Source organism: Pseudomonas sp. BF-B-26 (assembly GCF_019956495.1).
Taxonomy (GTDB): domain Bacteria; phylum Pseudomonadota; class Gammaproteobacteria; order Pseudomonadales; family Pseudomonadaceae; genus Aquipseudomonas.
Map to the genome: position 1 here is coordinate 114,852 of NZ_JAHBDP010000146.1, position 25,702 is coordinate 140,553.

Annotated in this window: 21 protein-coding genes and 4 pseudogenes; 16 read left to right on the forward strand and 9 right to left on the reverse strand. The window is 51.3% G+C overall.

The features are described from left to right. Window positions 1-417 precede the first annotated feature (417 nt). Window positions 418-1,995, reverse strand: coding sequence for a hypothetical protein (locus tag KGB03_RS30940; RefSeq protein WP_218534786.1), 1,578 nt, complete (start codon window positions 1,993-1,995; stop codon window positions 418-420). A 39-nt stretch (window positions 1,996-2,034) separates the two neighbouring features. Beyond that, window positions 2,035-2,181 carry a hypothetical protein gene (locus KGB03_RS30945; RefSeq protein ID WP_218534787.1) on the reverse strand — a complete coding sequence of 49 codons (147 nt, stop codon included), beginning with the start codon at window positions 2,179-2,181 and terminating at the stop codon, window positions 2,035-2,037. 485 nt (window positions 2,182-2,666) lie between these two features. Between KGB03_RS30945 and KGB03_RS30950 the strand changes: the two genes are divergently transcribed. After that, window positions 2,667-4,121, forward strand: coding sequence for a toxin-antitoxin system YwqK family antitoxin (locus KGB03_RS30950; protein WP_223530939.1), 1,455 nt, complete (start codon window positions 2,667-2,669; stop codon window positions 4,119-4,121). Between the two features lie 447 nt (window positions 4,122-4,568). On the opposite strand, the pseudogene KGB03_RS30955 reads toward KGB03_RS30950, so the two are convergent. After that, window positions 4,569-4,691: pseudogene (locus tag KGB03_RS30955) on the reverse strand (AbrB/MazE/SpoVT family DNA-binding domain-containing protein); the annotation flags it as partial. A gap of 101 nt (window positions 4,692-4,792) precedes the next feature. Here KGB03_RS30955 and tnpA point away from each other — a divergent pair. Genes tnpA through tnpC form a run of 3 tightly spaced genes read left to right on the forward strand, consistent with a single transcriptional unit; the run spans window position 4,793 to window position 7,057 of the window. Beyond that, on the forward strand, window positions 4,793-5,110 hold the full coding sequence (gene tnpA / locus KGB03_RS30960; protein ID WP_123366398.1) for an IS66-like element accessory protein TnpA: 318 nt from the start codon (window positions 4,793-4,795) through the stop codon (window positions 5,108-5,110). Beyond that, window positions 5,107-5,442, forward strand: coding sequence for an IS66 family insertion sequence element accessory protein TnpB (tnpB, locus tag KGB03_RS30965; RefSeq protein WP_223530941.1), 336 nt, complete (start codon window positions 5,107-5,109; stop codon window positions 5,440-5,442). Before tnpA ends, tnpB begins: the two co-directional genes overlap by 4 nt. A gap of 58 nt (window positions 5,443-5,500) precedes the next feature. After that, the gene (gene tnpC, locus KGB03_RS30970) at window positions 5,501-7,057 is read left to right on the forward strand and encodes an IS66 family transposase (protein WP_223530943.1); all 1,557 of its coding nucleotides are present in this window, start codon (window positions 5,501-5,503) and stop codon (window positions 7,055-7,057) included. Window positions 7,058-7,064: 7 nt separating this feature from the next. On the opposite strand, the gene KGB03_RS30975 is transcribed toward tnpC, so the two are convergent. Further along, complete coding sequence (locus KGB03_RS30975) at window positions 7,065-7,280, reverse strand: hypothetical protein (RefSeq protein ID WP_123366397.1); 216 nt, start codon at window positions 7,278-7,280, stop codon at window positions 7,065-7,067. A 162-nt stretch (window positions 7,281-7,442) separates the two neighbouring features. After that, window positions 7,443-7,532 (reverse strand): annotated as a pseudogene (locus tag KGB03_RS30980) (AbrB/MazE/SpoVT family DNA-binding domain-containing protein); the annotation flags it as partial. Window positions 7,533-7,953: 421 nt separating this feature from the next. Here KGB03_RS30980 and KGB03_RS30985 point away from each other — a divergent pair. The 4 genes from KGB03_RS30985 (at window position 7,954) to KGB03_RS31000 (ending at window position 10,560) form a co-directional block, all read left to right on the forward strand. After that, on the forward strand, window positions 7,954-8,385 hold the full coding sequence (locus KGB03_RS30985; protein ID WP_218534794.1) for a hypothetical protein: 432 nt from the start codon (window positions 7,954-7,956) through the stop codon (window positions 8,383-8,385). A 313-nt stretch (window positions 8,386-8,698) separates the two neighbouring features. Then, complete coding sequence (locus KGB03_RS30990) at window positions 8,699-9,004, forward strand: hypothetical protein (protein ID WP_207282913.1); 306 nt, start codon at window positions 8,699-8,701, stop codon at window positions 9,002-9,004. A gap of 654 nt (window positions 9,005-9,658) precedes the next feature. Then, complete coding sequence (locus KGB03_RS30995) at window positions 9,659-10,144, forward strand: hypothetical protein (protein ID WP_218534795.1); 486 nt, start codon at window positions 9,659-9,661, stop codon at window positions 10,142-10,144. Between the two features lie 200 nt (window positions 10,145-10,344). Beyond that, entirely contained in the window at window positions 10,345-10,560 is a 216-nt protein-coding gene (locus KGB03_RS31000; protein WP_218534796.1) for a hypothetical protein, read from the forward strand. Between the two features lie 206 nt (window positions 10,561-10,766). Here the strand turns inward: KGB03_RS31000 and KGB03_RS31005 are convergent, their stop codons facing one another. Together KGB03_RS31005 and KGB03_RS31010 are read right to left on the reverse strand one after the other, a co-directional pair. Continuing rightward, entirely contained in the window at window positions 10,767-11,150 is a 384-nt protein-coding gene (locus KGB03_RS31005; protein ID WP_218534798.1) for a hypothetical protein, read from the reverse strand. Beyond that, window positions 11,147-12,616, reverse strand: a complete 1,470-nt coding sequence (locus tag KGB03_RS31010) for a PAAR domain-containing protein (protein ID WP_223530945.1) — start codon at window positions 12,614-12,616, stop codon at window positions 11,147-11,149. Before KGB03_RS31010 ends, KGB03_RS31005 begins: the two co-directional genes overlap by 4 nt. Before the next feature lie 379 nt (window positions 12,617-12,995). Here KGB03_RS31010 and rmuC point away from each other — a divergent pair, with 379 nt between their 5' ends. The 6 genes and pseudogenes from rmuC to KGB03_RS31040 all read left to right on the forward strand — a co-directional run bounded on the left by rmuC (window position 12,996) and on the right by KGB03_RS31040 (window position 19,234). Next, window positions 12,996-15,140, forward strand: a complete 2,145-nt coding sequence (gene rmuC, locus KGB03_RS31015; protein WP_218534801.1) for a DNA recombination protein RmuC — start codon at window positions 12,996-12,998, stop codon at window positions 15,138-15,140. 189 nt (window positions 15,141-15,329) lie between these two features. Next, a complete protein-coding gene (locus KGB03_RS31020) occupies window positions 15,330-15,740 on the forward strand; it encodes a hypothetical protein (protein ID WP_223530947.1) in 411 nt (136 codons plus the stop codon). 352 nt (window positions 15,741-16,092) lie between these two features. Continuing rightward, entirely contained in the window at window positions 16,093-17,664 is a 1,572-nt protein-coding gene (locus KGB03_RS31025; protein ID WP_223530949.1) for a DUF3696 domain-containing protein, read from the forward strand. Continuing rightward, window positions 17,657-18,538, forward strand: a complete 882-nt coding sequence (locus KGB03_RS31030; protein ID WP_223530951.1) for a hypothetical protein — start codon at window positions 17,657-17,659, stop codon at window positions 18,536-18,538. Before KGB03_RS31025 ends, KGB03_RS31030 begins: the two co-directional genes overlap by 8 nt. Before the next feature lie 131 nt (window positions 18,539-18,669). Further along, window positions 18,670-18,852 (forward strand): annotated as a pseudogene (locus tag KGB03_RS31035) (ParA family protein); the annotation flags it as partial. Between the two features lie 166 nt (window positions 18,853-19,018). After that, window positions 19,019-19,234 (forward strand): hypothetical protein, encoded by a 216-nt coding sequence (locus KGB03_RS31040; protein WP_218534809.1) that lies wholly within the window; start codon window positions 19,019-19,021, stop codon window positions 19,232-19,234. 75 nt (window positions 19,235-19,309) lie between these two features. Here KGB03_RS31040 and KGB03_RS31050 read toward each other — a convergent pair whose 3' ends face one another. Next, a complete protein-coding gene (locus KGB03_RS31050; protein ID WP_223530953.1) occupies window positions 19,310-20,224 on the reverse strand; it encodes a hypothetical protein in 915 nt (304 codons plus the stop codon). 262 nt (window positions 20,225-20,486) lie between these two features. Between KGB03_RS31050 and KGB03_RS31055 the strand changes: the two genes are divergently transcribed. Both KGB03_RS31055 and KGB03_RS31065 read left to right on the forward strand, forming a co-directional pair. Next, window positions 20,487-23,249, forward strand: coding sequence for a UvrD-helicase domain-containing protein (locus tag KGB03_RS31055; protein WP_223530955.1), 2,763 nt, complete (start codon window positions 20,487-20,489; stop codon window positions 23,247-23,249). 1,380 nt (window positions 23,250-24,629) lie between these two features. Then, window positions 24,630-25,010 carry a hypothetical protein gene (locus tag KGB03_RS31065; protein WP_009043509.1) on the forward strand — a complete coding sequence of 127 codons (381 nt, stop codon included), beginning with the start codon at window positions 24,630-24,632 and terminating at the stop codon, window positions 25,008-25,010. 114 nt (window positions 25,011-25,124) lie between these two features. Here the strand turns inward: KGB03_RS31065 and KGB03_RS31070 are convergent. Then, window positions 25,125-25,702: pseudogene (locus KGB03_RS31070) on the reverse strand (hypothetical protein); the annotation flags it as partial.

Genomic DNA, 25,702 nt, shown 5'->3' on the forward strand with positions numbered 1-25,702 from the left:
TAAATTTCAGAGCTATAGCTGGTACAAACGATGATTCCTCAGGCTGTAGATGACGCTCCGTCACCTATCGTTTTTACATCTCACCTCCTAGGAAGAGGCATATCGACACTGCAGCGGAATGGACGAGTACCACCGTTCATGGGCTGGTTCGAAACGCCCTTTGGAAATGTTGAGGACAAGGATGGAAACGAAGGCCGTCTTTGATCTTCTTAGCAGAATGGAGTGGGGCGTTCTGGCTACTTGTTAGGCTGTGGAGCTAAAGCTACTACGGCTATCGCTCCTTCGGGCTTAAGCCCGGCTCGACCCCAAGCCTTCACATGCCTTGCCCGGGCAGCGGCAATACGGCCATTGTCCGTCACGAGCGGTGTGTGCCAACCAAAGGGCTGACACGTTTTTTCGAGCTCAGGGCGTGCGAATTCACAAGCTCGTATATTGCATCTGGGTGAGACCCAGAATGCCGAAGGCGTTTCGCATATTTTCTTCTGTGGGCTCTTTGTCTCTTAGGTATCGAATCGAGATTCCTAAGAAGCATGCCCATTGAGCGCCTTGCTTGAATGGCAGCCACCGTTTGTTTTTGGCCATCACTTCTAGGTACTGATTCACCAGAAGGTATTGCATCTCACCGGCACTGTATTTGGCGTGCTCGAAAGCACGAACATAATGTGTGGAGGCCGCTTCGTAATCACCAGTCCGATAGCACGCGACCCCGCGCAGCCAATGGGCAATCCAAGGCAAGCGCGCGGCCACTTCAGCATAATCCGCTCTGTCGCAGAATCGATTTACATCGTTCAAGGTAGCTTGTGGATTTTTTTTGATCGCGAGAGCGCTTTCTACATAGGTGTCCAAATTTGCAGGTTTGCGCAGCTGCCAGCGTGAAATTATGTCTAGATGAAGTCTTGCGGCGTAGGCTCCATATCTAGCCTCCGTCCACACGATGACTGGTGCTGGCACACCTCCTTTTTCATCCATGTGCGGCCGCTGTAATTCTTTGGCCATGGTTCGTTTAGACTCGAAAAACGCCCAAAAACCAGGAGCCATCTTGATACCTAGATCCACCCTGGTCTGGGGCTTGCTATGCGGATCTTGCTTCAAGACTTCCTCTGCCAGATTGACCATGTACTCGTGGATCTCAGTGCTAATCCAGCCTGCGTAAAGCTGAATCTGGCCGATAACCTCTCGCAGGTACTCGTGCCCAAAAGCGTCTCGAATGTCTAACGCAATACATGTGGTCATTCGGGCGATGGTTGCGCACGTCACGATCGCCTTCTGAAGCTCGGGGTCTACAGGTTTACCCTCGGCAGCCTGAGCTTCGAAGGACTCATCAAGGTTTCTAACCAGTACGGGTAAAGACGGCGGTCGCTTCGCGCTCGTCCAGCTACGGGCGGCTTTTTCATTGCGCTTGAGCTTATGGGCCGGGTCATCGACCCCAACAGGGTAATGAAATGTCGCCAGACTCTTTCCGCACGATGCATGGGCCCATGCAAGCACCTTATCGAGTGGCGTCACCAGACTCTCACCAGTCTCTGTCGGCAAGAACCAAAACGGCTCTGGTGGCTGTGCTGATGCGTAGATATACCCTTGAAACCTTATCCACTCCCTAGCAAGGGATCGCACTGCCACGTCGATCCCGTGGGTAGTCAAAAAATAACGCACGGTATTGGCTTTTGTCATGAACGTGCCTTGCGTCTTGATCATCGTGGTGTACGACTCATAAAGATCACTAAGCAGCTCGCTCATCTGTGTAGCACGGAAAGGGCAGCGGATATAACGGCAGAGGGCATCGGCATGGAGCTGCAGGATTTCATCCATTGTTCGCTGCAGGTCGCAGTCTTCTTTGGCCAGTCGCTGCATACGCTTCTGGTAAGTTTTGGCCATGACTTCGTCAAACTCAGTCTTGTCCAATCGATCGCGAGCTTTTCTAGGCATGATTCCAGAAGCGTCAACCAGATATTTCACCACATCGCCTAGCGTTGGTGAGGTGTAAAGTCTGTCCATCTTTTCGTCCTTGTGTGGGCGTCCTTGCCCGTTGAGAATTTACTTCTGGTTCGGGTTTAATTGCTTGCCGCGATTCCCATTTACGTGGTCATTTGTCTTGTTTGATCCCGTGGTACCTCGATTGGTATTCAGCGCGTCAGAGCGTTGATTTTGTTGCGTGTGGTGCTGAGGGTTCTTCTGGTTCATGTAACGATCTCCTGTGTTGGAGAGCGCAGGTTAACGAGCACCCCCTGGCCTCGCTATGTCGAAAATGGCGACGTGTTTTTTCCATGAGGGAAAGCAGTGGCTCGGCTGGAGACCATTTGCGAGGAGGAGGCTATTGCACACACACACACACTCCCGCATACGGCTTCTTACCCCCGTACCCCACCGACACCTACTGCCTGTGACCGATGCTCATTGATAGGATGGGCCAAACAGCAAAGGTAAGCGCAGCGTGCAAGCGTAATAATAGAGCCGCGTCGCGAAGGCGGCGCTGGAGAGGCGACAACGTTTACGACCGCCGTTTCCAAAGGGCACGCAACCAGCCTCATTTCTTCTCAAGGTTTTGGTGTCACTGACGTTAAGGATGTGTACGCAAAGCGTTCCTGAGGGAGCCAAGCTGCGCAAACTCGGGACTTATAAGCCCCATCACGGCCAGAGGGCCGTTGTATACCAAACAGGAGTTTCAGGTGAGATTTATCGCAGGTCGCGCTTTCGCGATTGGTGCCATTGGATTGGCCACCCTCAGCCTCACTGGCTGCAACGAAGAAATTGACGCCCGTCAAACTAAAGAAATACAAGGCCTCTTGTATAAAATCCACGCCGAAGATCCGTTCACCGGTCGTGTCACGAATTACCCCATTTCAGTTCTAGGGCTCTTCAATATCGGCACATGCATTGTCGACTTCAAAAAAGGGCTTCCCGATGGGGACATGAAGTGTGCGGACAACGCAGGCACAGTGGTTGCTACCGGTGAATTCAAGGCAGGTAAGAAGGACGGCAAGGCCGAGCGCTTCGATCCCAAGACCAACAAAAAGGTGGTCGTTGAACACTGGAAAAACGGTCGGCAAGATGGCGTTCAGGAGCAGTACGACGCCCAGACCGGCGAGAAAATTCTAGAGGTAAGCTACACCGAAGGCCGTAAGGATGGTCGTGAACGTGCTTGGGATAGTGCTGGCAAGGAAAAAATTGCAGACCTCGAATGGAAGAACGGTCTGCAAAGCGGGTTCGACAACCGGGGTACCCAGCACCGCAATTACGTTAACGGCAAGAAGCAAGGCCTGCAGCAGGACTACAGCATCGATGGCAATCGCTGGTACCTAGCCAGCGAGAACATCTACGATAACGATGTAATGGATGGTGTCCAGAAGCAAATGGACGCTCGGGGCAATGTCACAGAGCTTAGTGTCTTCGACCACGACAAGATTCGCTCTCGCACCGTAGATAAGTACAGCTACACCGGAGCGCACGTACATCACTACACTGGTCTCGCAATCATTCCAGATGCAAATCGCTACATGGCAAGCGACCTCAGCAAAGATGGCGTTGAGCAGTATTGGGACGATCAAGGCCACCTGATTCGCGAGCTGCAATGGAGCAAGGGCATCCTGCAGAGTGCAGCGGCTACGGTATGGGCCGGTAATAAGCAGGACAGCCAGTTCCAAGGCATCGGGGTTCGTACAACACTACCAACCCAGAGCGTTGTCAAAGAGGGGCAGGAGAGGGTGTTCAGCGATAAGGGTGAGCTGCAGGCCGTTATCTTCTGGAACAACGGTAAACCTACTCAGATCCTTGCCGCACTGGCTCCGAGCTTGAGCGCGGAGCATCCAGGGAAAATGGCTCTGATAGATGAAGACCGCTATGGAAACGGCGTTACCAGCACCCCTGATTTTGAAGAAGCAAGTCGCTTTTCAGGGCAGGGAATACGGGGAGAAAACTTGCAGTTGGTGGACATGCCGGCGCCGGGCCAAACATCTGCTGCAGGGGCGACACTAGCATCCTCGGAACCTGTGGTCGCAATACCAGGTATCAGCGGAGATTCGGACACTTGCGTCCAGCGGAAGGTTGATGCAGTTCACGCGGAAGATTCCGAGGCATTGATCCCTGCGGATATGCTCGAGGAGTTTGAGCAAGACTGTAAATAATCTGGAGCTTCGACTTTGCGGCACTTGGTTAAGGTGCTGCAATCTCAGGCAGAGGTAAGGATGCCCCCCCAAGGTAGTTTGAGCAGCAGCGTGCTCTCTCATCCTGACTATGGAGGCCCATTTACGTCGTTAGCGGCTCACCTTGGAAGCAGTGGGAGCCTAGCTCAACATAGCTCGGCTCCCCACCTCCCCTTGCCCCTAACAACCAGCCCGCTACGAGCGCAAATGTTGTGCGCCCGGCCTGATCAACTCTGTAGTGATATTCGATAGGCGACTTGTAGGACTTCGGAGCTAAAGCTAATTTGGCTATCGCTTCTTCGGGCTTAAGCCCGGCTCGACCCCAAGTCTTCACATGCCTTCACTCCACAGTAGGCCCACCACGATTGATTCAAGAAGCGCATTGCGGCTGTTTCATTTCTCCTGGGCGTTTTCAAGCTGTCCGCTATCTCATGCTTCCGTGAACTCGTCTATTCGATCCGCGATTTGAGGCTTTTTTGATAGGACAAGGCAGCGCGTGTTGCCAACAAATTCTTCTATCAGGTACACAGCGTCGCCGACATCCAGTTCGAGCGTAAGCGTCCGGCCAAGTCACCTTCCGAATTTCAGCATTAAGGGCGATGGTGTCCGCGTATTTTTAAGTGGACGCGATAGCCCTTAACGTCAGGATTTCCATGCGCCAACGAAGCTCTTATCCAAAACCCTTCAAGGCCCAGGTTGTTCAGGAGTGCCTGCAACCGGGGGCGACACTATCCAGCGTCGCCATCAGTCACGGCATCAACGCCAACGTAATCCGCAAGTGGCTGCCGCTTTATCGAGACCAGCCGCCAGTGGTGTTGCCGGCTTTTGTCCCGTTAAGAGCCAGCCCCAAACGGCCGGAAGAAGCGTCGGCGACTATCGAGCTGCCGCTTGGCGAGCAAACGCTCACAGTCAAATGGCCAACTTCCGATCCCGAAGGATGTGCTCGGTTTGTCCGCGGACTCACCCAATGATCCGCATTGACGCCATCTGGCTCGCCACCGAGCCCATGGACATGCGCGCCGGTACTGAAACTGCGCTGGCCAGGGTGATTGCGGTGTTCGGTGCGGCGAAGCCGCACTGCGCTTATCTGTTTGCCAATCGCCGGGCTAATCGCATGAAAGTGCTGGTACACGATGGGATCGGCGTTTGGCTGGCGGCACGCCGGTTGAACCAGGGCAAGTTTCACTGGCCAGGCATACGACAAGGTTGCGAGGTGGAGCTGGATATCGAGCAGCTTCAGGCTTTGGTACTCGGCCTGCCTTGGCAACGCGTTGGAGCCGGCGGCGCGATCACTATCCTTTAAAAGGCTGTAACGCCTGGGCCTGCTGCCGCAGGCGATCTGCTTTGGTAAAATCCAAGGCATGACTTCGACGCCCAACCTCGATCAAATGACTCCGGATCAACTGCGTGCATTCGCTGCGCAGTTGCTATCGCAGGTCGACACGATGGGCAAGAAGATCCATCGGATCGAAACAGTCAACGAACAGCTCACCTATGAAATCGCAGTGCTCAAACGGCACAAATTCGCCAAGCGCAGCGAGCAACTGAGCCCTGACCAAGGCAGCTTGCTCGACGATCTGCTCGACATTGATATCGCAGCCATCGAAGCTGAGTTGAAGGCGGTCAATCCGTCGGCTGCACCGGCCGAACCACGTCAACAACCCAAACGTGCGCCGTTGCCGACGCAGTTTCCACGCACGGTGATCCGTCACGACCCCGAGAGCACGCAGTGCGCATGTGGCTGCCAGCTTCAGCGCGTCGGCGAAGACATCAGCGAGAAGCTCGATTACACGCCGGGCGTGTTCACGGTCGAGCAGCACATACGTGGGAAGTGGGCCTGCCGGCAGTGCGAAGCACTGATCCAGACACCGGTGCCGGCTCAGGTTATCGACAAGGGCATCCCGACCGCAGGCCTGTTGGCGCATGTGATGGTGGCGAAGTTTGCCGACCACTTGCCGCTGTACCGGCAGGAGAAGATTTTTGGTCGGGCCGGTCTGCCGATTGCACGCTCGACACTGACACAGTGGGTTGGACAAACTGGTGTGCAACTCCAGCCGATAGTTGATGCGCTGCGCGATGCCGTGCTGACCGAGAGCGTCATCCACGCCGATGAGACCCCGGTTCAGATGCTCGCGCCCGGCGAGAAGAAAACTCACCGAGCCTACGTCTGGGCCTACAGCACGACACCATTTTCGGCGCTGAAGGCCGTGGTGTACGACTTCAGTCCAAGCCATGCGGGCGAGCATGCGCGCAACTTTCTCGGTTCATGGAGCGGCAAGCTGGTGTGCGACGACTTCGCTGGGTACAAAGCCGGTTTCGAGAAAGGCATGACCGAAATCGGCTGCATGGCCCACGCCCGCCGCAAGTTTTTCGATCTGCACGTGGCCAACAAAAGTCAGCTGGCCGAGCAAGCCCTGCACTCGATTGGCGGTTTGTACGAAGTTGAACGGCAGGCACGAGACATGAGTGATGAAGATCGTTGGCGTATACGTCAGGAAAAGGCTGCGCCCATAATTACCACGCTGCATGACTGGATGTTGGCCCAGCGCGATCTGGTGCCCAACGGATCGGCCCCAGCCAAAGCCCTCGATTACAGCCTGAAACGCTGGGTAGCGCTGACGCGCTACCTGGACGATGGGGCTGTGCCCATTGATAACAATCAGGTCGAAAATCAGATCCGCCCATGGGCACTTGGGCGCTCTAACTGGTTGTTTGCCGGCTCGCTACGCAGTGGAAAGCGGGCGGCGGCGATCATGAGTTTGATCCAGTCTGCGCGCATGAACGGGCATGATCCGTATGCTTATCTCAAGGACGTTTTGAATCGCCTGCCGACGCAGCGGGCGAGTGACATCGGCCAGTTACTGCCGCATCAATGGATACCTGCTCGAACTATGCAAGTGTCTTCTCCTCCTGCTTAGCCATTCGCTAAGCAAGCACGAACTGCTTCATCGCTGCCATCATTGCAATGACCAAAACGGCTAGCCCAATCGCAGACGTCCATTGCGCTGAAGGGCTTTCTGAAAACCAGGAGCCTTTAGCAGGGTATTTCCCTAGGGTAAGGGCCTTCATCAAAGGCCAGCCGATAGGGAAGCAAATCGCTTGGAAAACAAAGTCAGCCAGTACACCCAATAGTTCACTCACAGGCCAGATCCCGCTGAATTACCAGTCCTTAAAGCTTAATCATGCTGCTCCAACCTGGCGATGACAAGGGGGAGCCGATGGGCAAACGATACCGAGCAAACTGCTTGCATATCAGTTGATATCTGGCGGAATGACGCAAGGTGACTTGGCTGAACGCTTACGTTCGAGCTCCTGCAACGCTTCGTCCGGAATTCGAATCGCACCGTCACCATCCCATTCTTCGATCATGATTTTCTTAGGTGGCTTTCTCACGTGTGGTCTCCATGGCTTCTGGGTCGGCAATGGTAACGTGCTTTTGCGTAAAGACTCAGAGCGCAGCGAGCAACGTTCGAGTTGTACACGCTCCAAGGTACTTAACAGGTCGATAGGATCAGTTACGTAGCCACGGAAACCGGCACTCATGTAGCGATCTTGCTACAAGCTGAAAAGTCCTGATCACTGGATGGGTGGGTAATTGCACGGACTTGCCCACCTATTTGCATTCGACCTGACCAGTCATTTGCATCGGATTTGACCAGCACGATTCGTGGACATGACCGGCAGAGAACGACCCATAGCTGCCAGTCGCGGTAAACAGGCAGTGATCGATTTCCACGAAGGCTTTACCCCCACTGTACCTGGGATTTGATTAGCTACGCTTGGTGTATGACAAACAGCACGGACGGTGGCGAACATGCAAAAAAAGCTGTTTCTTTTCGATGATTTCTCAAAGAGTTGGCGGTTGATCAAAAGCTTGGTGTGTTCCTTATTTTTGTTGTGCGTCATCTGGGAGACGGCTTACGCAGCAAAGCGTTCCTCCGAATCGAGACCGGAGTTGTCGGCTGCCTTGGTGGGACGATATGTGGATAGTGGAATCTGTAGTAATGAGGAAGAGTGCCGTGCGTTACAGGTAATGTTGGATCGCGGTGGGAATGATGGGTTTAATATAAATTTTTACCGAGTATCTAATCCAGGGCTGGCTCAGTTATTGATTTCAGATATCTTGAATTATTGCGCAGCGCATCCTGGGGCCACAGCGAACGTTGCTTTTTATCCTGATGAAAAAAGGGTTGATTCCTTTTTTTTCACTACCGCCAAGCCTAAATGGACATTGGAGGTTAGATAAATAAAACCCTACCGTGAATGTGCGAGCATTGGATGATTTTGCCCGACATTTTATGGCAATGATTGGCCGGAAATAGCCATTGGCGACAGACAGCAAACGACCCATTGCGGTCGGTCGCCGCTTTTAGAAAACTAGGGGCGATATACAACCTGCCACCCTCCAAGGGAGGCTTGTCGACGAGCTGACTCTTTTACAAAGGCCTCCGCCGCTGGTCTACGCTGAGAACTCAGCGCGCTTGAGCTAGGCGCAGGCTTCAAATGGCGTTGGAACTGTAAGGGAATGATCCAGATTCAATCAACGAAGGAGAGATTGTATGCCGCAAGCTTATCGAGGAAGAAACAACGTAAACCCCCAATTTTCAAGGGTTCAAGATATCCTCGCGAGAATAAACGCGCAAATCACTGGGGTGGGACAAGAGGTGACAATTGGAATTGCAAAGAACGACCTGCTTATTGAGTGCGGCCGCCTATGGATGGCCCAGCTTTTAGTACCCGGCGGAAGAACCTACGGCTATTATGCATCAAACTATAAAGACCCGGAGCGTGGTTGTCAGGCCAATTACCTTATTTATTTGAACGGATCAACCATATTGAACGCTCATGTAAGTCAAATGCCTTAGCCGGAATTGGGGGCGTCTTTGCTCCGGTGGCCACGGCCATGATGTGTAAGCGTCCAGCAAACGCGCCACATCAGGCTTGCCGTGTGAGGCAATGAACAAGAAATACTTATGTACATAGAGTTGGGGGGGCGAGATTCGCGCTTTTGAAATGGGTATGCGTCTTTAAACAATGAACTGCCCCCGAGTCCGTCATTACCACGGCCGTCCGCTGTAGGTCGAATGGCGATGGCTCGTCTGAGCCTTCGCAAATCAATCAGACTTCGGTGTGTTCCGAAATTGGCAGCGCATCGTCGACTTCAATGCCGAGGCAATCATCGAAGCCTACCAAGCAGTTCGTCTTCTGAAGTTGATTTTAGCGCTGCACCCTAAAGTTAAAGCAAACCCTCCAGAAATTATTGATTGGCTTCGAGGCGGTAAGATCCGTGATTTTAGGTCAGTTAAAACGATTGTCCGCGTCACTCGTAAATGCCTTCTCCTCTAGCTCATCGATGACCGCTGTGCGTCGATTTCGGCCTGTCACGACTCGTTGCATTCGACCCAATGCTGCCGGTCAGATCCCGTGGATGTCGGACAAATAGCCCAAACGCCTATGGCATTCCCAGGCTGGTGTTTGAGAGGGTAACCTGAGTACCTTTCCATCTGTGTGGTACTGATATGGACATCAATCTACTGACCGAATCGATGCTTGGCCGCTGGCGTGTTCCCTCGGGTGTCTGGCAATGCGAATTCCAGTTCGGCAGCCGATTGATTTACGTCCAACACCACAATGACGAGCCACCTTGCGCCAGGCTCTCCGCCGCGCAACGCGCGGTCAACGCTGCGTGGGATGATTTGCCCCAGGCACTGAAGTTTGCCGAACGGCACTGTATAGCAAAGATGCCCGAACTGATGCGGTTATACGAAACCCACATGCCCTGGGAATCTCCGTTGTTCGTGTACTCGATCCACTTCGATCTCGACAAACCTTACCCTAGTTACGCCATTTCCAAGAACCCTGACTTCGATTGGGATCGCATCCTGATCGACAAAGATGAACTGTGCCAGGATCACAGTGTTTGCATGGAGCAGTATGAGGCAAGGGATGACTTTTGGATTTACGTCAGGCGCGTGGGGTTTCAGCAATTCGAACTTGGGGATTAGCTTGGTAATCAACTATGGCCGATAACTGCCGGTGATGTTTGCTAAAGGTAGGGGGCAAACCCGATACAAATGTCCGGTTAGGTCGATTACAAATGGTCAAGTCAGTGCAATCACCCAGGTGACAGCGGATCTGAAGAAGTGGCTCCAGTCAGCCGCGAGATGATCTAGGCTTCCCGCATTATCAATCAAGGACGATAGACATGTCAGTTAACTCAGAAGCCAAGATCGCCACGGCGGATGCGCTTACATTGCTCCTGCATAACCAGCACGCCCTAGCCGCTGCTATAGAAGAGGTCACCAAGTGGCTCTCTGAAAATGGTGTGGGAAATGTTGCCGCTAACGCGATGACAGCCATGGAAACGCTGGATACGAATGCTCAAGGGATCACTGACGCAATCATGCGACTACGCCTTTGATCGCTGACAGCCAGAGAGTAGCAACCTACAAGCTGTCCCGCTCGCCAGGTTTTGGCAGTGCCCGTCTTCGCTGGATGTCGACTTAGGTGCTAGGCGGGCAACTATCTTACTTTCTCAGGCTGGTTCACAGATCGCCCCCCGCCCTTAGTGACCGCTAAAGCGGCAGAGCTAGGGACTGGTAAAATCGAACGGGGTGAGCCGGGGAGCTACTTGAGTACCCCAGACTTTCCTACAGCGACAAGCAACGCCAAAGCAGCGAATAACCCTATAACAGTCCATTGCAAGGCTACGAGCTTGCGTCTGAGTGGCACGGGAAAATTGTTTACATCTTCGGCATTGATGCTGCCGCGCTTCAGATAAAAGCCGGGAAACGTAATGAACCCAGAAACCCCACCAACCAGTAACAACTTACCCCAAGGGCCGCCATGCCTTAGCGAAGCCATACTCATGACTGAAGAGCTGTTCTTGAGACATCCAAGCATCACGTCCATTTTGGTGTAAGCCATGTACAACGCAACCCCGATCCAAATGAACATGCAAACAATCACTAAGCCGCAGAGGCCGCCAACAACAAGTTCAGCGGTGTTCATTTCGCAATCTCGTAAATCACTTCGCCAGTCATTTCACCGCCCAGTCCTCCAAGAGTGCCAGCAGCATAAGAGCCCACAGCAACCGCTATAATACCGCACGCCAGTGTTGCTAAGCCGCCAGTTGGGACGCCTAGTCCAACACAGAGTCCACCGACTACCGGAGCTGTTAAGGCTGCACCCGCTGCTGCCCCACCTACAACTCCACCGGCAAAGCTGCCAGTCTCAGTGTATTTGATTCGGGCACATGCCTCGGTGTTTCCGGCTGTACACACGTCTTGGACTTTCAGGTAAGACGCGCCACCACCAACGGCAGTGCCAATCCAGCCACCGTATTTGATGACTTTTGCCGCTTTGGCCACACCTTGAAAGTGCGTGGCGTATCCCGGTATTTGTCCCGGTGCACCCGCCTTAGTCCATTGGTGAACCAAGCTTCGACTGGAGATTCCCAATGCACTTTTCAAGTCGGGATGATCCGGGAAGCCAATGCCCTTACGGGTCATGGAAGTCAGCTGCGTATTGAGTTGTGCAAGCAAGCGTTTGCGTTCAGCAAAAAATTCCGGCGAGCGCAAATTGCCGTCGGTCTGAAAAGCCCGTTGGTGAAGTAATTCAATATCACGCAGAACGTTTTTCACGTCTTCCAGATTCTTGGCGAACATGGATTGGCCAATGCCAATGGAGGTCGAGCCTTGAGCCAAAAATGTTTCGATTTCGTCACGGTGTCGGTGCAGGAAGCTGGCCTCTTCGGCACTAAGGGGCCCGAGTGCATCATTGACCTTGCTCGCCGCTTCCATCAAGACGGCTTCTTCTCGGGTACATTGCAGGTTTTTCGGGTCACTCAGTACGACAAGATGACCGGGTTTGGCACCGTTCGATAGTTGTGGATTGAGCGTACGAAACTTATCCAAGACTGCTTGAGTTGGTTTCTCGAACAGCGACGCTTCCAGTGCATCACGAGACATGGACTGTTGGACGATATGGAAGCCGGGTTCAGCCTCTTGTGAAGTGCTGGAAGCTGGCTCTTCTGTCGTAGCTGTTTTCTCCGTTGTAGGGCCTACCAGAGCATTTGCAGCAACGGCCTTCTCTGTCAACTTAGGATCAGCCAGCAGGGTAGCCATACGTTCATCATCTACAGAGCCATCAGGACGTATTGCCCCAAGAACAGCAAAGTTGATGATTGATGCACCGGGAGCAGCCCCCATAACAAAACCACCGCCGACATCACCTGATCCGGTGATGATAGTTCCACCATGGCTGGTAGGGCTGCCCAAGTGAGCCATAGGACGGCCATTTACCTGGATGGAGGGGAACCCGGTGGTAATAACTGCACCACAACCACAGGCATCGCCAACACGGGCAGAGCCCATGAAGTTGATATTGGTATCAGCAGAAGCAGATGCTATTGGAGTTGTGCCGTGTCCCGGTAATGGGCAGACATGCTTGTCACCCAATCGAGCAGAGGAAATCATTCATCGTCCTTGTGTCGAGCATAAAAAATGCCTCCGTCAGTGGAGGCGAAAAGCGTTTGTAGGCGCCGCAAGACTACCGCATGTGATGGTGAGTGGTCTGTAGGAAAAATCTGAGCTTTTGTCACTCGCTCGCCTGAGACCTAATCCAAGCTGTCGCACGTCATTGAAAAGCGTAAGCATCTAGCCGTTGATTTCAACTGGCATGAGGCCGCTAGAGATTTCATTACAGGACTGATCGCAGGATCTCGTCATTTGAGTATCAAGCGCGACGCCATTCATCATTTGGTAGAAGACATTTTTATCCTTGGGGTCAGCTACGCTAAAGACCTGAGACCTCATTCACCTTCAATAATTACAACTTGGACGTAGGAGAATGGACATGGAAAACTTGGTGATTCGCATCGTATTACCGTTAGTGACCTTTATTGTGGCCTTCATTTTGGCCTGGGTGATCGCCAGTTGGCGTGCCCAGCGCTACAACCAACAGCTACAGACTGATCTGGAAGTGACACGGGCCGATCTGACGCGAGTTCAGGCAGAGTTGTCGGAACATCAGGCCACAACTGGCAGCCTGTCTGGAGAGAAAGCAGCACTGGATATTGCTTACGGACGGTTGGAAACGGAACGGGATAGCAGCAAGACACGGATCGACCGTCTTGAGGGTGATATGGTCGCCCAGCAAGCTGAGATAGATCGCTTACGACAATCCGAACAAGCGGCCAGAGAGACGAGCTCGAAAGCACAAGAAGCGGCCGACAAGCTGAAAGACCAGATAGCCAGTAACAGTACCGCCTTCAAAGAACGTCTCGAAGAGAAAGATCAGCGCATCTCAGGGTTGGATCAAAAGCAGATCACCGCAGAACTGCAACAAGCCAACACGGCGAAGCTGCTGTCCGAAAGTCGTGAGGCACTGAAACAAGCCCAGACCCAGCTGGAGGAGAAACTGGTCGCTCAAGAGCGTTTTGAACGTGATTGGACTGCCCAGAAAGCCGAACTCGAAAGCCTGCGTAAGACAGAAAAACAGGCCCGTGAGGTTGGGGCCACGGCACAGGAAGCGGTGAATAAGTTGAAAGAGCAACTTGTCATCAACGGTACGACCTCCAAGGAGCGTATCGAAGAGAAAGATCAGCGCATCGTGCAGTTGGATGAAAAGCTGGCGACCGCCGACGCAGCGCAAAAGCATACTGCTGCTCAACTGGCTGAGATTCGCGAGACGCTAAAGAAAGCGCAGACGCAATTGGAAGAAAAACAGGAAGCACTCACCAACTACAAAGGGTGGTGGGAGCAGTGCAAGATCGAATTGAAGACCACACAAGACAGATATGCGGAACTGGACAACACCCATGGCCGGCTTAAAACTTCCTTGGCTGAAAAGCAGCAGCACTTTGACGCGCAGTTGAAGCTGCTGCAGGAGAATCGGGAGGAACTGACCAAAGAGTTCGAACGCCTCGCCAACGAGGTTCTAGAGCGCAAAGGCAAAGCATTTAAAGAGCTGAACCAGGAAAGCATCACTAACCTGCTTAACCCTCTTCATATCGAAATGAAAGGTTTTAAGGCGAAGGTGGAGGATATTCACGCTAAAGATGCGGAGCAGCGCGTCGAGCTCAGAACTGAGCTGAAGAACCTACAAACACTCAACAAGGAGATTACCGATCAGGCCGACAAGCTGACTACCGCCCTGCAAGGCCAGAAGAAGGTGCAGGGCAACTGGGGTGAGCTGATGCTGGAGAACGTACTAGACAATTCAGGCCTTCGACTCGGTATCGACTACAAACGGGAAGTCAGCTTCACCACTGAAGAGGGCCGGCAACGTCCCGATGCAATCATCTACCTGCCACATAAACAACACCTGATCATCGATGCCAAGACATCGTTAATGTCCTACACCCAGTATGTAAATGCCGATAACGACTTGGAACGCGGTCAAGCGTTGGCGGCCCATACCAAGGCGGTAAGTGACCGGGTCAATGAGTTAGCCGATCGAGATTATTTCAAGCTGCCTGGCCTGAACTCACCTGAGGTAGTGATTATGTTTATCCCTATCGAATCCGCCTACGTCGAAGCCCTTAAGTACGACGAAACCCTGTTTCAGCGGGCTATCGAGCGTAACGTGCTGGTTGCCACGCCCACCACCCTGTTGACCAGTCTTAACATCGTCCGTCAGCTGTGGCGGTTCGAAGATCAGAACAAGCACACCGCTGAGCTGGCCAATCGCGCTGAGAAGTTTTACAACAAGCTCAATGGCTTCCTGACCAGCATGCAGGGAGTAGGCAACCAGTTGAACAGAGCTCGTGAAAGTTACGATAAGGCCTTCGGTCAGCTGTACATCGGAAAAGGGAATCTGATTAAACAAGCCGCCGAGTTTAAAGATCTGGGTGTGTCTGTCCAGAAAGAGCTGCCAGCTGATCTGGTCGAACGTGCAAACTTGGAGCTCAGCAGTGCTGTCGAAGAACTCGCAGAGATTGAAGCTACAGTATTGATAGCCTCATCTGACTCCATCCAACCTAATAGTTCACACCAATAGGAGGTGATAGCCACACGAATGATTCAGCTTGAAGACTGGATGGTGGCCGTCTCCAAGGCGAGCTGGTTTCCATTGGTCTTGCATTGCAGGCAAGGGAGATTTCAGGACGTCAGGAACGTTATACGACATTACTGTCACATTTAAATGCGACAGCAAGGTCGCCTAATTGTAGTTAGAGGTATAGGAAATATGAAATTTCGCCCCACTTCCTTAGAAGATGAGAACAGCAAATTAACCGAAGAGCTCTATGTTGCACGAGAAACTATTTTCTATTTAGTTTCCACGCAAGCTCAAAAAGCTTTAGAAGGGTGCTTTGTATGCAAGTCATACGCGGACACTGTAAGGTGGAGAAGAGAGTCTATTGAAAGACTACTTTTAGTAGCTGAACCTAAGTCGGCAGGCGAAATGGACGAATACGCCAGCATCACGGATCGTGCTTTTTGCCCCCTTTGCGGGGGGAGCGCAGACATTCCTTATGGTGGGAAAGGCTATGCTTTTCCTGATGGTTTACGCCGACACCTTGCAGGTTCGCACAACTCGCGTCAATGCGCTGTTTTTGAAGCCATTCATAGCCTGTGCCGGTCACATATACGCAAATAATCAAGGGACATAGCGCCTACAAAAGCTCTAACAATGCGCTCAACGCCGCTCACTTCGTTCGCTGACCGCCCAAAAGCTGTGCTTTGGGCCGCCCGTTCGCTTAACACTTAACGAATATCAGAGTCAGTTTTCTATTGCTTCATCAAACAATGATAATTTTCTTGTTCATTGTCATCTTGCGCTTTGATTGTTAGTGCTAAGCCACAAAACTCTATTGTTCGAAAACTTAACTAACACTGACGCCTCATATGACCAATATCTCCTTTCCTTGCAAAAAAGAAATGTCAATCTACACTGTGGATACATGACAGGAAACGTTTTGCTATAAATAAAAATAGCGCAAGGGGTAGATATGAAAATTGGAGCAAAAAACTTTCAGGGGATAACACGCTATCAAGAAATTGAAATCGAAAAACTTTGCTTGTTGTACGGAAAAAATTCTTCTGGAAAAAGTTCAATACTTGACGCGATTCGAGTAGGAAAAGACCTATACAAAAAAGGCAGTTCCGCACTACCAGGAAAATGGGTGTCCTCGATGCTAGGCACCCCAAGAGAAGATGAAGATGAAGATGAAGATGAAACAATTCTGCTTTTCGAAGAAAAAAACTCTATCAGTTTTAATGACTGGTACAGAGATACTCTCAGAACATGCTTTTATCCACAAGAAGACTTCCTCCCTCTGAAACTATTAGAAGGCCCTTTGTATCAAGTAAAAAAAATCGCCATTCAGATAACATGGACGTCCCCAAACAGTTGTCCAAGTATCACCGGTTACAAGGTGCTTTTTGATGGAAGCCCAGTTCTAACCTGGAACAGAGGCAACAACAGAATCGGGAAGGGAACCATCCACAAGAATCACGACTTCATAACAAATGTAACCATCTTCTCCGAAGATGATCCTTGGGCAGCTTCATCCATATCCAGCAGTTGCACCCAGAACACTAGCGAAGACTTTAGCTGTAATTTCAATATTTATTCATTCGACGAATCGGTCAACCTTGCATTAGATAACGAAGAAGATTACCTGTTTTCCAAACAAGATGATCTGGCGCTTTTCTTGTTCATGTTCCTTGTCTCTGGAACATCCTACTGGCTAAGCCAAGCATTAAATTTTAACGAAGTTCCAGAAGTTCGCACAATTAACAATATATCATTTAGTCAGAAAGATTTGTTATCCAGTAATACTGACAAGTCGAGACATCACGAGGCGATCCTGAACATATTTGCACTCGAGTCCGAACTCGGCGAAGACAAGGAGTCTTACAGGCAGTACATTGCTCAAGTAAATGAGTTTCTTTCCAGCGAGAAATACTTGAACTCTGGGTTTAAAATAGAAACAGAACTCAGATACCATATGACTCGGAAATTAATAGATGAGTACCGCGAAGCATCACCAGATAAGATAGCCGATTTTTTGAGTGGCCTCGATCCCGAACACATAACCACAAAACTAACTCTAAGAGACATAGCGCGCAATTCATTAGTGGATCTTGATGACGTAGGAGTAGGAGTATCCCAAGTAATACCGGTAATTACTGCTGCCGTAATAGGGCTAAATACCTATATCCAACAGCCCGAGCTGCACTTGCACCCAAAAATGCAAGCAAGCATCGCTGACGTATTTATTGCCGCATTAAATATACAGCAAAATCCCTACCAGGAATCACCAACATTTATACTTGAAACACATAGCGAACTTCTCGCTCTACGCTTGCTAAGAAGGATTTGTGAAACCAATAGAGCACAAATTAAAGACCACAAGCTAGAGCTCCACCCAGATGACGTATCCATAATATATGTAGACAAAAACGACAAAGGAGAAACCACTCTAACTAAATTGCGGATATCTGAAGCTGGAGATTTCCTAGATCGCTGGCCGGATGGTTTTTTCGCTGAAAGAGATGCGGAGCTATTCTATGATTAACCAAAAATTTGCTCTCAATCCTGAAGTGCAGCTTGAGCCATTAGAGCTAATACTAATTTTGAGCAAGTTCGGACTAAGCGAAGGAAGATTCATATCTCGCCTGCCAGATGGCTGGCGACAGCAGGTCATACAGGAGTTCGAAAAGAGAAATCTCGGAACAATCGAAATGGTGAGAATTAGAAGGCACTTGCAGAGCCTCAAGGAAAGATGCGGAATTTTAAATGTCTCTATAGAGTACAAGGAAGAGCTATCCTGGCTTAAAAATGCCCTCCAAGCAAAAACCAAAGGTCTGATAGATGATATTATCAGCGATGATATCAACCATGGTCTTTCTGCAAAAGACATCATTGATAGTGATTCGCTACGCGAGTGCAGGGACACAAAAATCACTTGGACAGCCGATGAGATGATAAAAGTTTCAATGCCTCTGCTTAGTATGAGCGAGGAAATTTACATAGTCGACCGATACATAAAGCTCCGAAGCAAAGAGCCAGACGGATACTTAGCATTTTTCAAAAAGATTATTGAGGCGACGCAAAACAAGAAAACAAAATTAATAGTCTATTGTGCCCAGGGAAGTTTTAATCAAACAAATTCCGAGAGAAATCTTCGTGAAAAAATCAGTCCACTACTCAGTTGCAGGCAATCGATTGAGTTTTTTCTCCTTCCTGACGATGTTATTCCGCATGAACGATTCATTATTTCCATAAAAGGCGGAATTTATTTTGACAAAGGATTTCATTCCAGCATAGACCCTAGTGAGCGACACTTGGTTGGCTATTACTCAAAAAGCGCACATGAAGAGCAATGGAAAGAATTTGTCGAAAACCGAAGCAACCTTAAAATAGAAAAGCACATCATAATCTCTGGTTAACCAAATGTTGAAAGGCGATATTAATGTGGCCCAGCCCATGTTGGCGATGTTTTTAGTTCGTTCTCCGGTTTTTTGGTATGGTCTTAAATCCGAAAAGTATTAAGAAAGAGCTGAAAAGCCTGGAGTCGAATCATCAAAATCTCGTTGATGGGTTGTTGGCCGAAGGTTTACCTGTGCTGCCGGTGTACCTAAGCAGCTCCATTAAGATGCGCGAATCTCACGAAGTTTCAGTACCTATCATCCATTTGGCCCCTCGGCATAAGCTTTCTCGGGAGTTTTTTGGTTTGCTGGACGCTCTGGAACGAGCCGCTTAGCTTTATCAATGACGGGTTGCTACAAGCGTAATCGACCCCTCAGGTTGTCCTTTCAGCTAGCGTCAAATGAGCTGGAGCCGGTGATTCAAGCCAGTTCGTGCAGCTGAAATACTGACGAAACATTCTGGCCATATGATTCGCGTCACTGAAATCCAGGGAGTTGGAGATGAATCGACCATCAAGAAGCATGCGCAAACTGCTCGACGCCGTTGCCACCAACAATGAGGCAGCGGCACTTGATGTGATGCGTGCTGCTGAGCAGCTCCAGGACGAGGTGTTGCGTCAACGATTGCTCAACCTGATTCACCGACTCAACCAGGACGCTATTGACTTACGAGCGGCGCGTGACGATATCCAGGGCGGAGCCGTAAAGCTCGCGTGATGGGTCTCGGTGACGTCTCTTTGTCTGTATGCCGCACTGGTCTCTTGGGCCAAGGGCGTGCTGACCCGTCCCGAGCTATCCCGGTTGGTCAGCGGGGGAACTCCGGGTGAGTAGTAGGTAGATCACATTGCGATAGGGGTCGAAATACAAGCAGGAATGTGGTGATGAGTCCGCAGGTATGAACGCCCTCATCTGTTCGCGCGTCCTGAGCACGAGCTTCCAGTCCATGAAAGCTTCCATGTAGCCCCGCCCCCAGTTGTCCGGTGTAAAGTTTGCAATCAGGAGTTTACCTCCTGGATTCAGTTTCCCCATCAGCCAAGCTGTAAGCGCCATTGCCTGGGCGCGATTGAGGTAGTCATAGATGCCAATACTGTAGATGAAGTCGAATCCATCGTAATCATCACTTTCAGGCAGCTTCTTGACATTGCACTGCCACTTGATGATTTCCGACCAAGTTAGAGTGGCAAGCTTCAGCGTCTCTAAGTCATTATCAAATGCGACAAAGCGATGGATCCGCTGTCGGGTCTCGGGTTTGAGAAGCTCCAGTTCTCGGCAGTGGCCACAAGCGACGCTCATGATAGAAAGCGTTTCCCGATGGGATGCTAGCCGTTCAATCAAGCCTGCAATGTGCTCACGGCGCCAGCGTACGCTCAGTGCATTTGGGCTTGAGGTGACAACCTCGAATATTAATTTTCCGATCGCGCTGGAATCGGGAGGCGGATTCTGAAAGTAGGCGTAATCCAGCATTACAGCATCCCCTGGGTAGCCTCTGGGCTTTTCGAAAGCTCGTGAGGTGTAGGGGTCTTCCTGGAGTAGTTGAAAAATCGGATGTTCACGACATTGATGGACTATGTCGTCCCGCCAGAGCGTGTCGGGCAAACTTTGGCGGTACTCCGTTAGCAGCTCGGTCATGCAAGTGATGGCGTGCATATGGTCGCCACCGAGAATTTCTTGCTGGAAAATATCAAGTTCGCTAATCAGGCCTCTCATCATCAACCTCCGCTGTGCCGCAAAGTAGGTGAGCCACTGTATAGATTAGTAGAACCGGTGCGGTGCAGTACCTCATACAGCTTTGCCCACAGGGTAGGAGAGATCGCTTCTTTGCGACGTAGTATGTCGTGGCTATTTTTTGAGTTCAAAGCCACCAGAATGCTGTCAAAAAAACTGGGCGGCTTCTGTTTTTCTTGGCTGACGTTCAGACGCAGCCTGCTGCGATACACTGACCAACAATTTTTTGGTCACGGAAAGACGTATGACGCAGGAATGGGCTCCATCGGACTGGGGGCGACGCATAACGATGTCGTCGCAATGGCGATTACGTCTAGGCGACGAACAGTTGGAGCTGAGGGTACTGGAGCAGGTGCAGGAAATCCCAATTGAGGATCTTCCGCTGCTACGAATACACCAAGGTCTGTTCTGGACGGATCTGACATTTCGCGCAGGTCAGCCAAATAGTACCCGCGTGGATGGTCTGCCCAACGCACAAACACCGGCACTGCAGGAAGCTCTACGACAGCTACTTGTTGATTCCCGTCAACGGCGGTTCGGTTCCTACTACGCCCAAATTTGCAGTTGGTTAGCTGACGCTATTCAACTGATCGATACGGTGCGTGTCAAACACCACTGGATTACTCATCTGGCACAGCAGTCTGTACTGAGTAACCGTCCTAATATGCGAATTAGCGACGATGCTTTGTGGGAATTATTCAGAACACCGGAGGTACAGGTAGCCATCTCTGATCGAGCCGGTGTGGTCGAGCGAGATCTAAAGCGCTGGCAATATGATTGGCCTGCAGTTTGGACGCGCGAAAATGAGCAGCATGTTCTGAACGAGCTCGTCGAGTGCAAAGACCTATTCGACCGAGTGGAAAGCAAGCCGCTAACGGAAGAGCAGGCGCGGGCTGTGATCTGCTTCGATAACCGTGTTCAAGCGATCGCTTCTGCTGGGTCTGGGAAGACGTCGACGATGGTCGCCAAGGCTGCCTACGGCATTCACCGTGGTTATGTCGAGCCAGCGTCGATTGTAATGCTCGCGTTCAACGACGCAGCGTCGAAGGAACTGGAAGAAAGGGCTGTGTTGTCGTTCAAACGCGTGGGTATGGATGATATCACCGTCCAAGGGCTGACTTTTCATAAGCTAGGTCTTTTGATCATCGGCAAGGCGAAAGGGAGGCGGCCGAATGTGCCAACGTGGGCAGTAAAAGATGTGGCATGCATGGAGAAGCTAACCGAACTTGTCGACCAGCTGAAGGATCGATCAGAGATATTCAGAGTTAACTGGGATCTCTTTCGGCTGGTGTTCAATCGCGACTTGCCTGCCGTGGGGCAGAGCTCTGTCGCTGACGTTTGGGACAAGGAAGGTGTAGGCCAGTTAACTACCCTCCAAGGTGAACACGTCAGCAGCCAAGAAGAGTGCATTATCGCGAATTGGCTGTTCTACAACGGTGTGGAGTACAAATACGAAAGAGCATACGAATACGACACTGCTACTGCAGATCATCGTCAGTATTACCCCGATTTTTTCTACCCTGAAATCTCCCTCTACCACGAACACCTGGCGTTGAATGCTGATGGTCAGCCTCCTGCCCATTTCGAGAAATATTTAGAAGGAGTCGATTGGAAGCGCAATCAGCACCTGCGACGGGGAACAGTGCTCATTGAAACAACCTCACACCAGATGAGAACTGGGGAGCTGTTCGAGCACCTTGGGAAGGCTCTAACGGATAGAGGAATTCAGCTAGATCCCAATCCAGATCGACCTATTCCAAAGGAAGGTCGAAAGCCTATGGAAAATGGCGAACTAATCGGTTTGGTTCGCACTTTCATTCGTCACGCCAAGAGCAATAGTTTAAGCCCTGGCATGATGGCCGAGCGGTTGGATGCACTTTCAAATCAAGGATTCAAGTATCGGTACAAGATGTTCTTGGACATTGCCTTGCCCGTGATCAGCGCGTGGGATGCAGCCCTAAAGCTGGAGCATGGGATCGATTTTGAAAGCATGATCAACGAAGCTGCAGAATGTCTCGAGCAGGGTTATGCAGCCCCGTATGATCTTGTTATGGCTGATGAGTATCAGGACGCCTCTCGTGCACGCGCTCGCTTTTGCCGCGCCTTGGTAGCCAAGCCTGGCAAGTATTTTTTTGCAGTAGGCGATGATTGGCAATCGATCAATCGGTTTGCAGGGGCCGATGTTTCTGCAATGACGAAGTTTCGAGAATGGTATGGACATGGTCAGGTGCTGCGATTGGAGCAGACCTTCCGTTGCCCTCAAGAAATCTGTGACGTCTCTAGTAAGTTCGTATCCAAGAATCCCGCTCAAATAAAGAAAATCGTCCGATCTGAAACCCCTCCAAACGGGCCAGCCATACAGGCATTCCAGGTTGATGGAAGGGGGCAATTGAGCGGTGCCGTCGGCCGTTACCTAGCAGACCTGTACGTTCGCCTTGTAGATGGCAGTATTCCTCTTGGTCGAAATGGAAAGGTCTCGATTTTCATTCTCGGGCGCTACAACAACGATGAGGTCTACGTTCCTGAGGGATGGAAGCAGCGTTATGGCGATCGCATCGATCTGGCATTCAGGTCGATTCATAAATCTAAAGGTGCCGAAGCCGACTATGTGATCCTGCCTGCAATGCTGCAGCGTGGGTTTCCGAATCTTAGAGAGGATGACCCTGTGCTTACGCTGGCCATGCCCGAGGGGGACACATACCAGCACAGCGAAGAAAGGCGTTTGTTTTATGTAGCGCTGACGCGGGCCCGGAGGTCGGTGGCCATGTTTACGGTCAAGGGCCATTCCTCACCATTTCTTGATGAGTTGGTGGAAGAACACGCTATCCAAGTCTTCGACACTGAAGGGGAGATTGTTCAAGAGGATCGGTGTCCAGCATGCAAGTCAGGCGTGATCATCATGCGTAATGGTCGCTACGGAGAGTTCCGCTCCTGTTCCGGCTTCCCAAAATGTAGCTATAAACCAAAAGCTCACCAGCCGCATCGAGCTACCAAAGCTTTCCGATGAACTACTATCCTGCCTCTCGTAGGCGGATGTGGTACGGCTGCACGGTTACCGAGAGGCGCAAGTCAAAAGCTTCAAAGCCGCTTCTAATTGTTCAATTTTTGATGTGCGTAAAAAGTCCACTAGGCGATCACTCTGGGCCTGATGCACGCCGAGCAACCGGCACAAGTCAGCCTTGCGCATATCTCGCTCCATCATGGCGTTCCATAGCCTCACCCGATCCACGCTGCTCGACCCATAGCGTGAGCTCCATGATGGCGGCCTCAAGGGCGAGTTGGTTTTGATTGATCTTGAATAGCAGGGAAGGGAGTAGGTCTGAATTTGGCATCTTGATTCCTCCGTGGAAGCGGTCAGCGTAGCAGCACCAGAATTTTTTAGGACTGGAGGATCTTTCCAGTAGAGCAGAGCACGTCACATCAGCTTTTGCGATGTTGCGAACCATTCCTGGGCCGCTTGTGCTTGTCATCGGAAACTGACTGCGGTCGCTTGCGATGGTGGCTCATAGCCGCTAATAGTGAGGAGGTGCTTGGAGAGGGCGTGAAGATGATTTCGAGATTTGTTGTTGTCCCTGCAATCCCAACGGAAACGGGATCAATGCGTAACGGATCGCGCTTCTACTGTCAGACTGCACCTATAGGCTTCAACCTCTATGACAACGAGGAGAAGCTTCGGCTGAAGACAACCTATCAGACCCGAGAAGAAGCCGAGGGAGAGTGTCAGCGGCTTAACCTTGAGATGCTTCAAAGAGTCCTTTCGGAACGGGAATCCGTGACTGCGCTATAGGCATTCACTCCCGCATAGTCATTAGGCGCCCGGTTTCCGAAACGAGTGGCTCAGGAGCTCGCGTAAGCACGACCTACACCACTTTGACGTGGATGCTCGGCATTTAGGAGCGAGCAAACAGTCTCTGCCTCCGTCCTGATTTTGAAAACGCCATGCTTGCTGGCTGAACCTCCTTCGACAAGATCAACGACCCTGTATCGCTTACTGCCATCTTCCATTCCTGTGGTCTCGATGACTCTGAATCTTGCGTGCATGGTTGCTTTCCGTGCATGACATTGGTGACCTACAAGTACCGCCAATACGAGACGATTTCAAGAACGGCGCAGGTTTCAGCTGAGACAATTTATGACGGTGCACCATGCTTTCTCATCGCATGAAGCACGGTTTAGCAGGAGGTACCGAGTTGGGCTATGTTTCCTATAGTCGATACTTCGGGCCAGCAGGGCCGGCTATGGGCGCATCGTTCGAGGGTTCTGACGACGATCAGACGCTTGATGCCAAAAAGAGGCGGAGAGTTGATTCTGGCAAGCGAAGAGCAGGCATTTTTTTGCGATTTACTCTGATACGCTGCTGAAACACTCGCTTACAGGAGTTGTTCGCATGATTGGCAAGTTAATTTCGACTGGTTTCAGTTTGGCCACCTTGCCCGCCCGCCTGACTTTTCGCAGCGTCCGCGCCTTGGCCATGACGCCTGCCGAAGCCAGCCGACTACTGGCGGACATGCGTCAGGCATCGGATCAGGCGGTGCAGGAACTCCAGGGGCTGTTGGCCAACGTCGATGCGGACATGACCCACAAAACGGCGCACCTCAGCGCTGCCGACAAGCGCCTGGCAGCCGAACTGGCCCTGCACGCCGCCGAACAACACCTGAACATGGCCGCGATCAACATTCTGCGGGCCGTCTGGCTGACGCTTCACTCGACGCCGAACTTGCCGCCAAGCGAGCTCGATAAGCGGCTTGAACAGACGCGTAACGACTAACAGACCGTCCGGCGGATCGGTCGATCCGAGCGAGAAATGGGAGCTCAGCATCCTTGAATCGGCACTTCATGTGCATGTGGGGTTTATGGAGCGCTTACATTCCTGCGCGTTCTTTCATTCAGACCACCAGTCTTTTTCTGCGCGCATCACATAGCCGTTGAACCAGCTCTCGATAGTGACGGCTAGCGATGTGACGGAGGAAGTATCTGGGTGAAGTGGGTCGAGTAGGTTCGCTTGCGATGTAGCCCATACCGCCCACAGCGCAGTTTGTTGCTGGGTTTGCTCTGAGGTATTGGCATTGGCATCGCAGGTGGCCTGGATGAAAGATCTCAAGCGCTGAGACTGCTCCCAACGCTTTGTATTTTTCACGAGTCTGTGACGCAGGCGTCTATGAATTTCTTCACGCTTGACGAGCTCAAGTCGTACCGCTTCTTGAGCCATTCGCTCACGACGATCCTCTTCATTCTTCAAGCGCAGCGCTTTCACGGATTCAGCTATCGAACCGAAACCATCAAGGATGCTTGTAAGCTTTTCCTCGATTTTCCCGGTCTTAGTATCCGTCCAGTTTTTCCGCTTTCCGTATTCCGCGCGTGCATCAATCTGCAGGCTTAACTCTCCGGTGGAAGACCATTCAAACTGGGGCGAACGCAGCATCGAGAAATTAGGTTCCCATCGAGCATTGCGTTTAGGGG

Coding starts and splice junctions, on each gene's coding strand:
- KGB03_RS30940 (WP_218534786.1), bottom strand. CDS start 1,995: ATGGACAGACTTTACACCTCACCAACGCTAGGCGATGTGGTGAAATAT.
- KGB03_RS30945 (WP_218534787.1), bottom strand. CDS start 2,181: ATGAACCAGAAGAACCCTCAGCACCACACGCAACAAAATCAACGCTCT.
- tnpA (WP_123366398.1), top strand. CDS start 4,793: ATGCGCCAACGAAGCTCTTATCCAAAACCCTTCAAGGCCCAGGTTGTT.
- tnpB (WP_223530941.1), top strand. CDS start 5,107: ATGATCCGCATTGACGCCATCTGGCTCGCCACCGAGCCCATGGACATG.
- tnpC (WP_223530943.1), top strand. CDS start 5,501: ATGACTTCGACGCCCAACCTCGATCAAATGACTCCGGATCAACTGCGT.
- KGB03_RS30985 (WP_218534794.1), top strand. CDS start 7,954: ATGCAAAAAAAGCTGTTTCTTTTCGATGATTTCTCAAAGAGTTGGCGG.
- KGB03_RS30990 (WP_207282913.1), top strand. CDS start 8,699: ATGCCGCAAGCTTATCGAGGAAGAAACAACGTAAACCCCCAATTTTCA.
- KGB03_RS30995 (WP_218534795.1), top strand. CDS start 9,659: ATGGACATCAATCTACTGACCGAATCGATGCTTGGCCGCTGGCGTGTT.
- KGB03_RS31000 (WP_218534796.1), top strand. CDS start 10,345: ATGTCAGTTAACTCAGAAGCCAAGATCGCCACGGCGGATGCGCTTACA.
- KGB03_RS31005 (WP_218534798.1), bottom strand. CDS start 11,150: ATGAACACCGCTGAACTTGTTGTTGGCGGCCTCTGCGGCTTAGTGATT.
- KGB03_RS31010 (WP_223530945.1), bottom strand. CDS start 12,616: ATGATTTCCTCTGCTCGATTGGGTGACAAGCATGTCTGCCCATTACCG.
- rmuC (WP_218534801.1), top strand. CDS start 12,996: ATGGAAAACTTGGTGATTCGCATCGTATTACCGTTAGTGACCTTTATT.
- KGB03_RS31020 (WP_223530947.1), top strand. CDS start 15,330: ATGAAATTTCGCCCCACTTCCTTAGAAGATGAGAACAGCAAATTAACC.
- KGB03_RS31025 (WP_223530949.1), top strand. CDS start 16,093: ATGAAAATTGGAGCAAAAAACTTTCAGGGGATAACACGCTATCAAGAA.
- KGB03_RS31030 (WP_223530951.1), top strand. CDS start 17,657: ATGATTAACCAAAAATTTGCTCTCAATCCTGAAGTGCAGCTTGAGCCA.
- KGB03_RS31040 (WP_218534809.1), top strand. CDS start 19,019: ATGAATCGACCATCAAGAAGCATGCGCAAACTGCTCGACGCCGTTGCC.
- KGB03_RS31050 (WP_223530953.1), bottom strand. CDS start 20,224: ATGAGAGGCCTGATTAGCGAACTTGATATTTTCCAGCAAGAAATTCTC.
- KGB03_RS31055 (WP_223530955.1), top strand. CDS start 20,487: ATGACGCAGGAATGGGCTCCATCGGACTGGGGGCGACGCATAACGATG.
- KGB03_RS31065 (WP_009043509.1), top strand. CDS start 24,630: ATGATTGGCAAGTTAATTTCGACTGGTTTCAGTTTGGCCACCTTGCCC.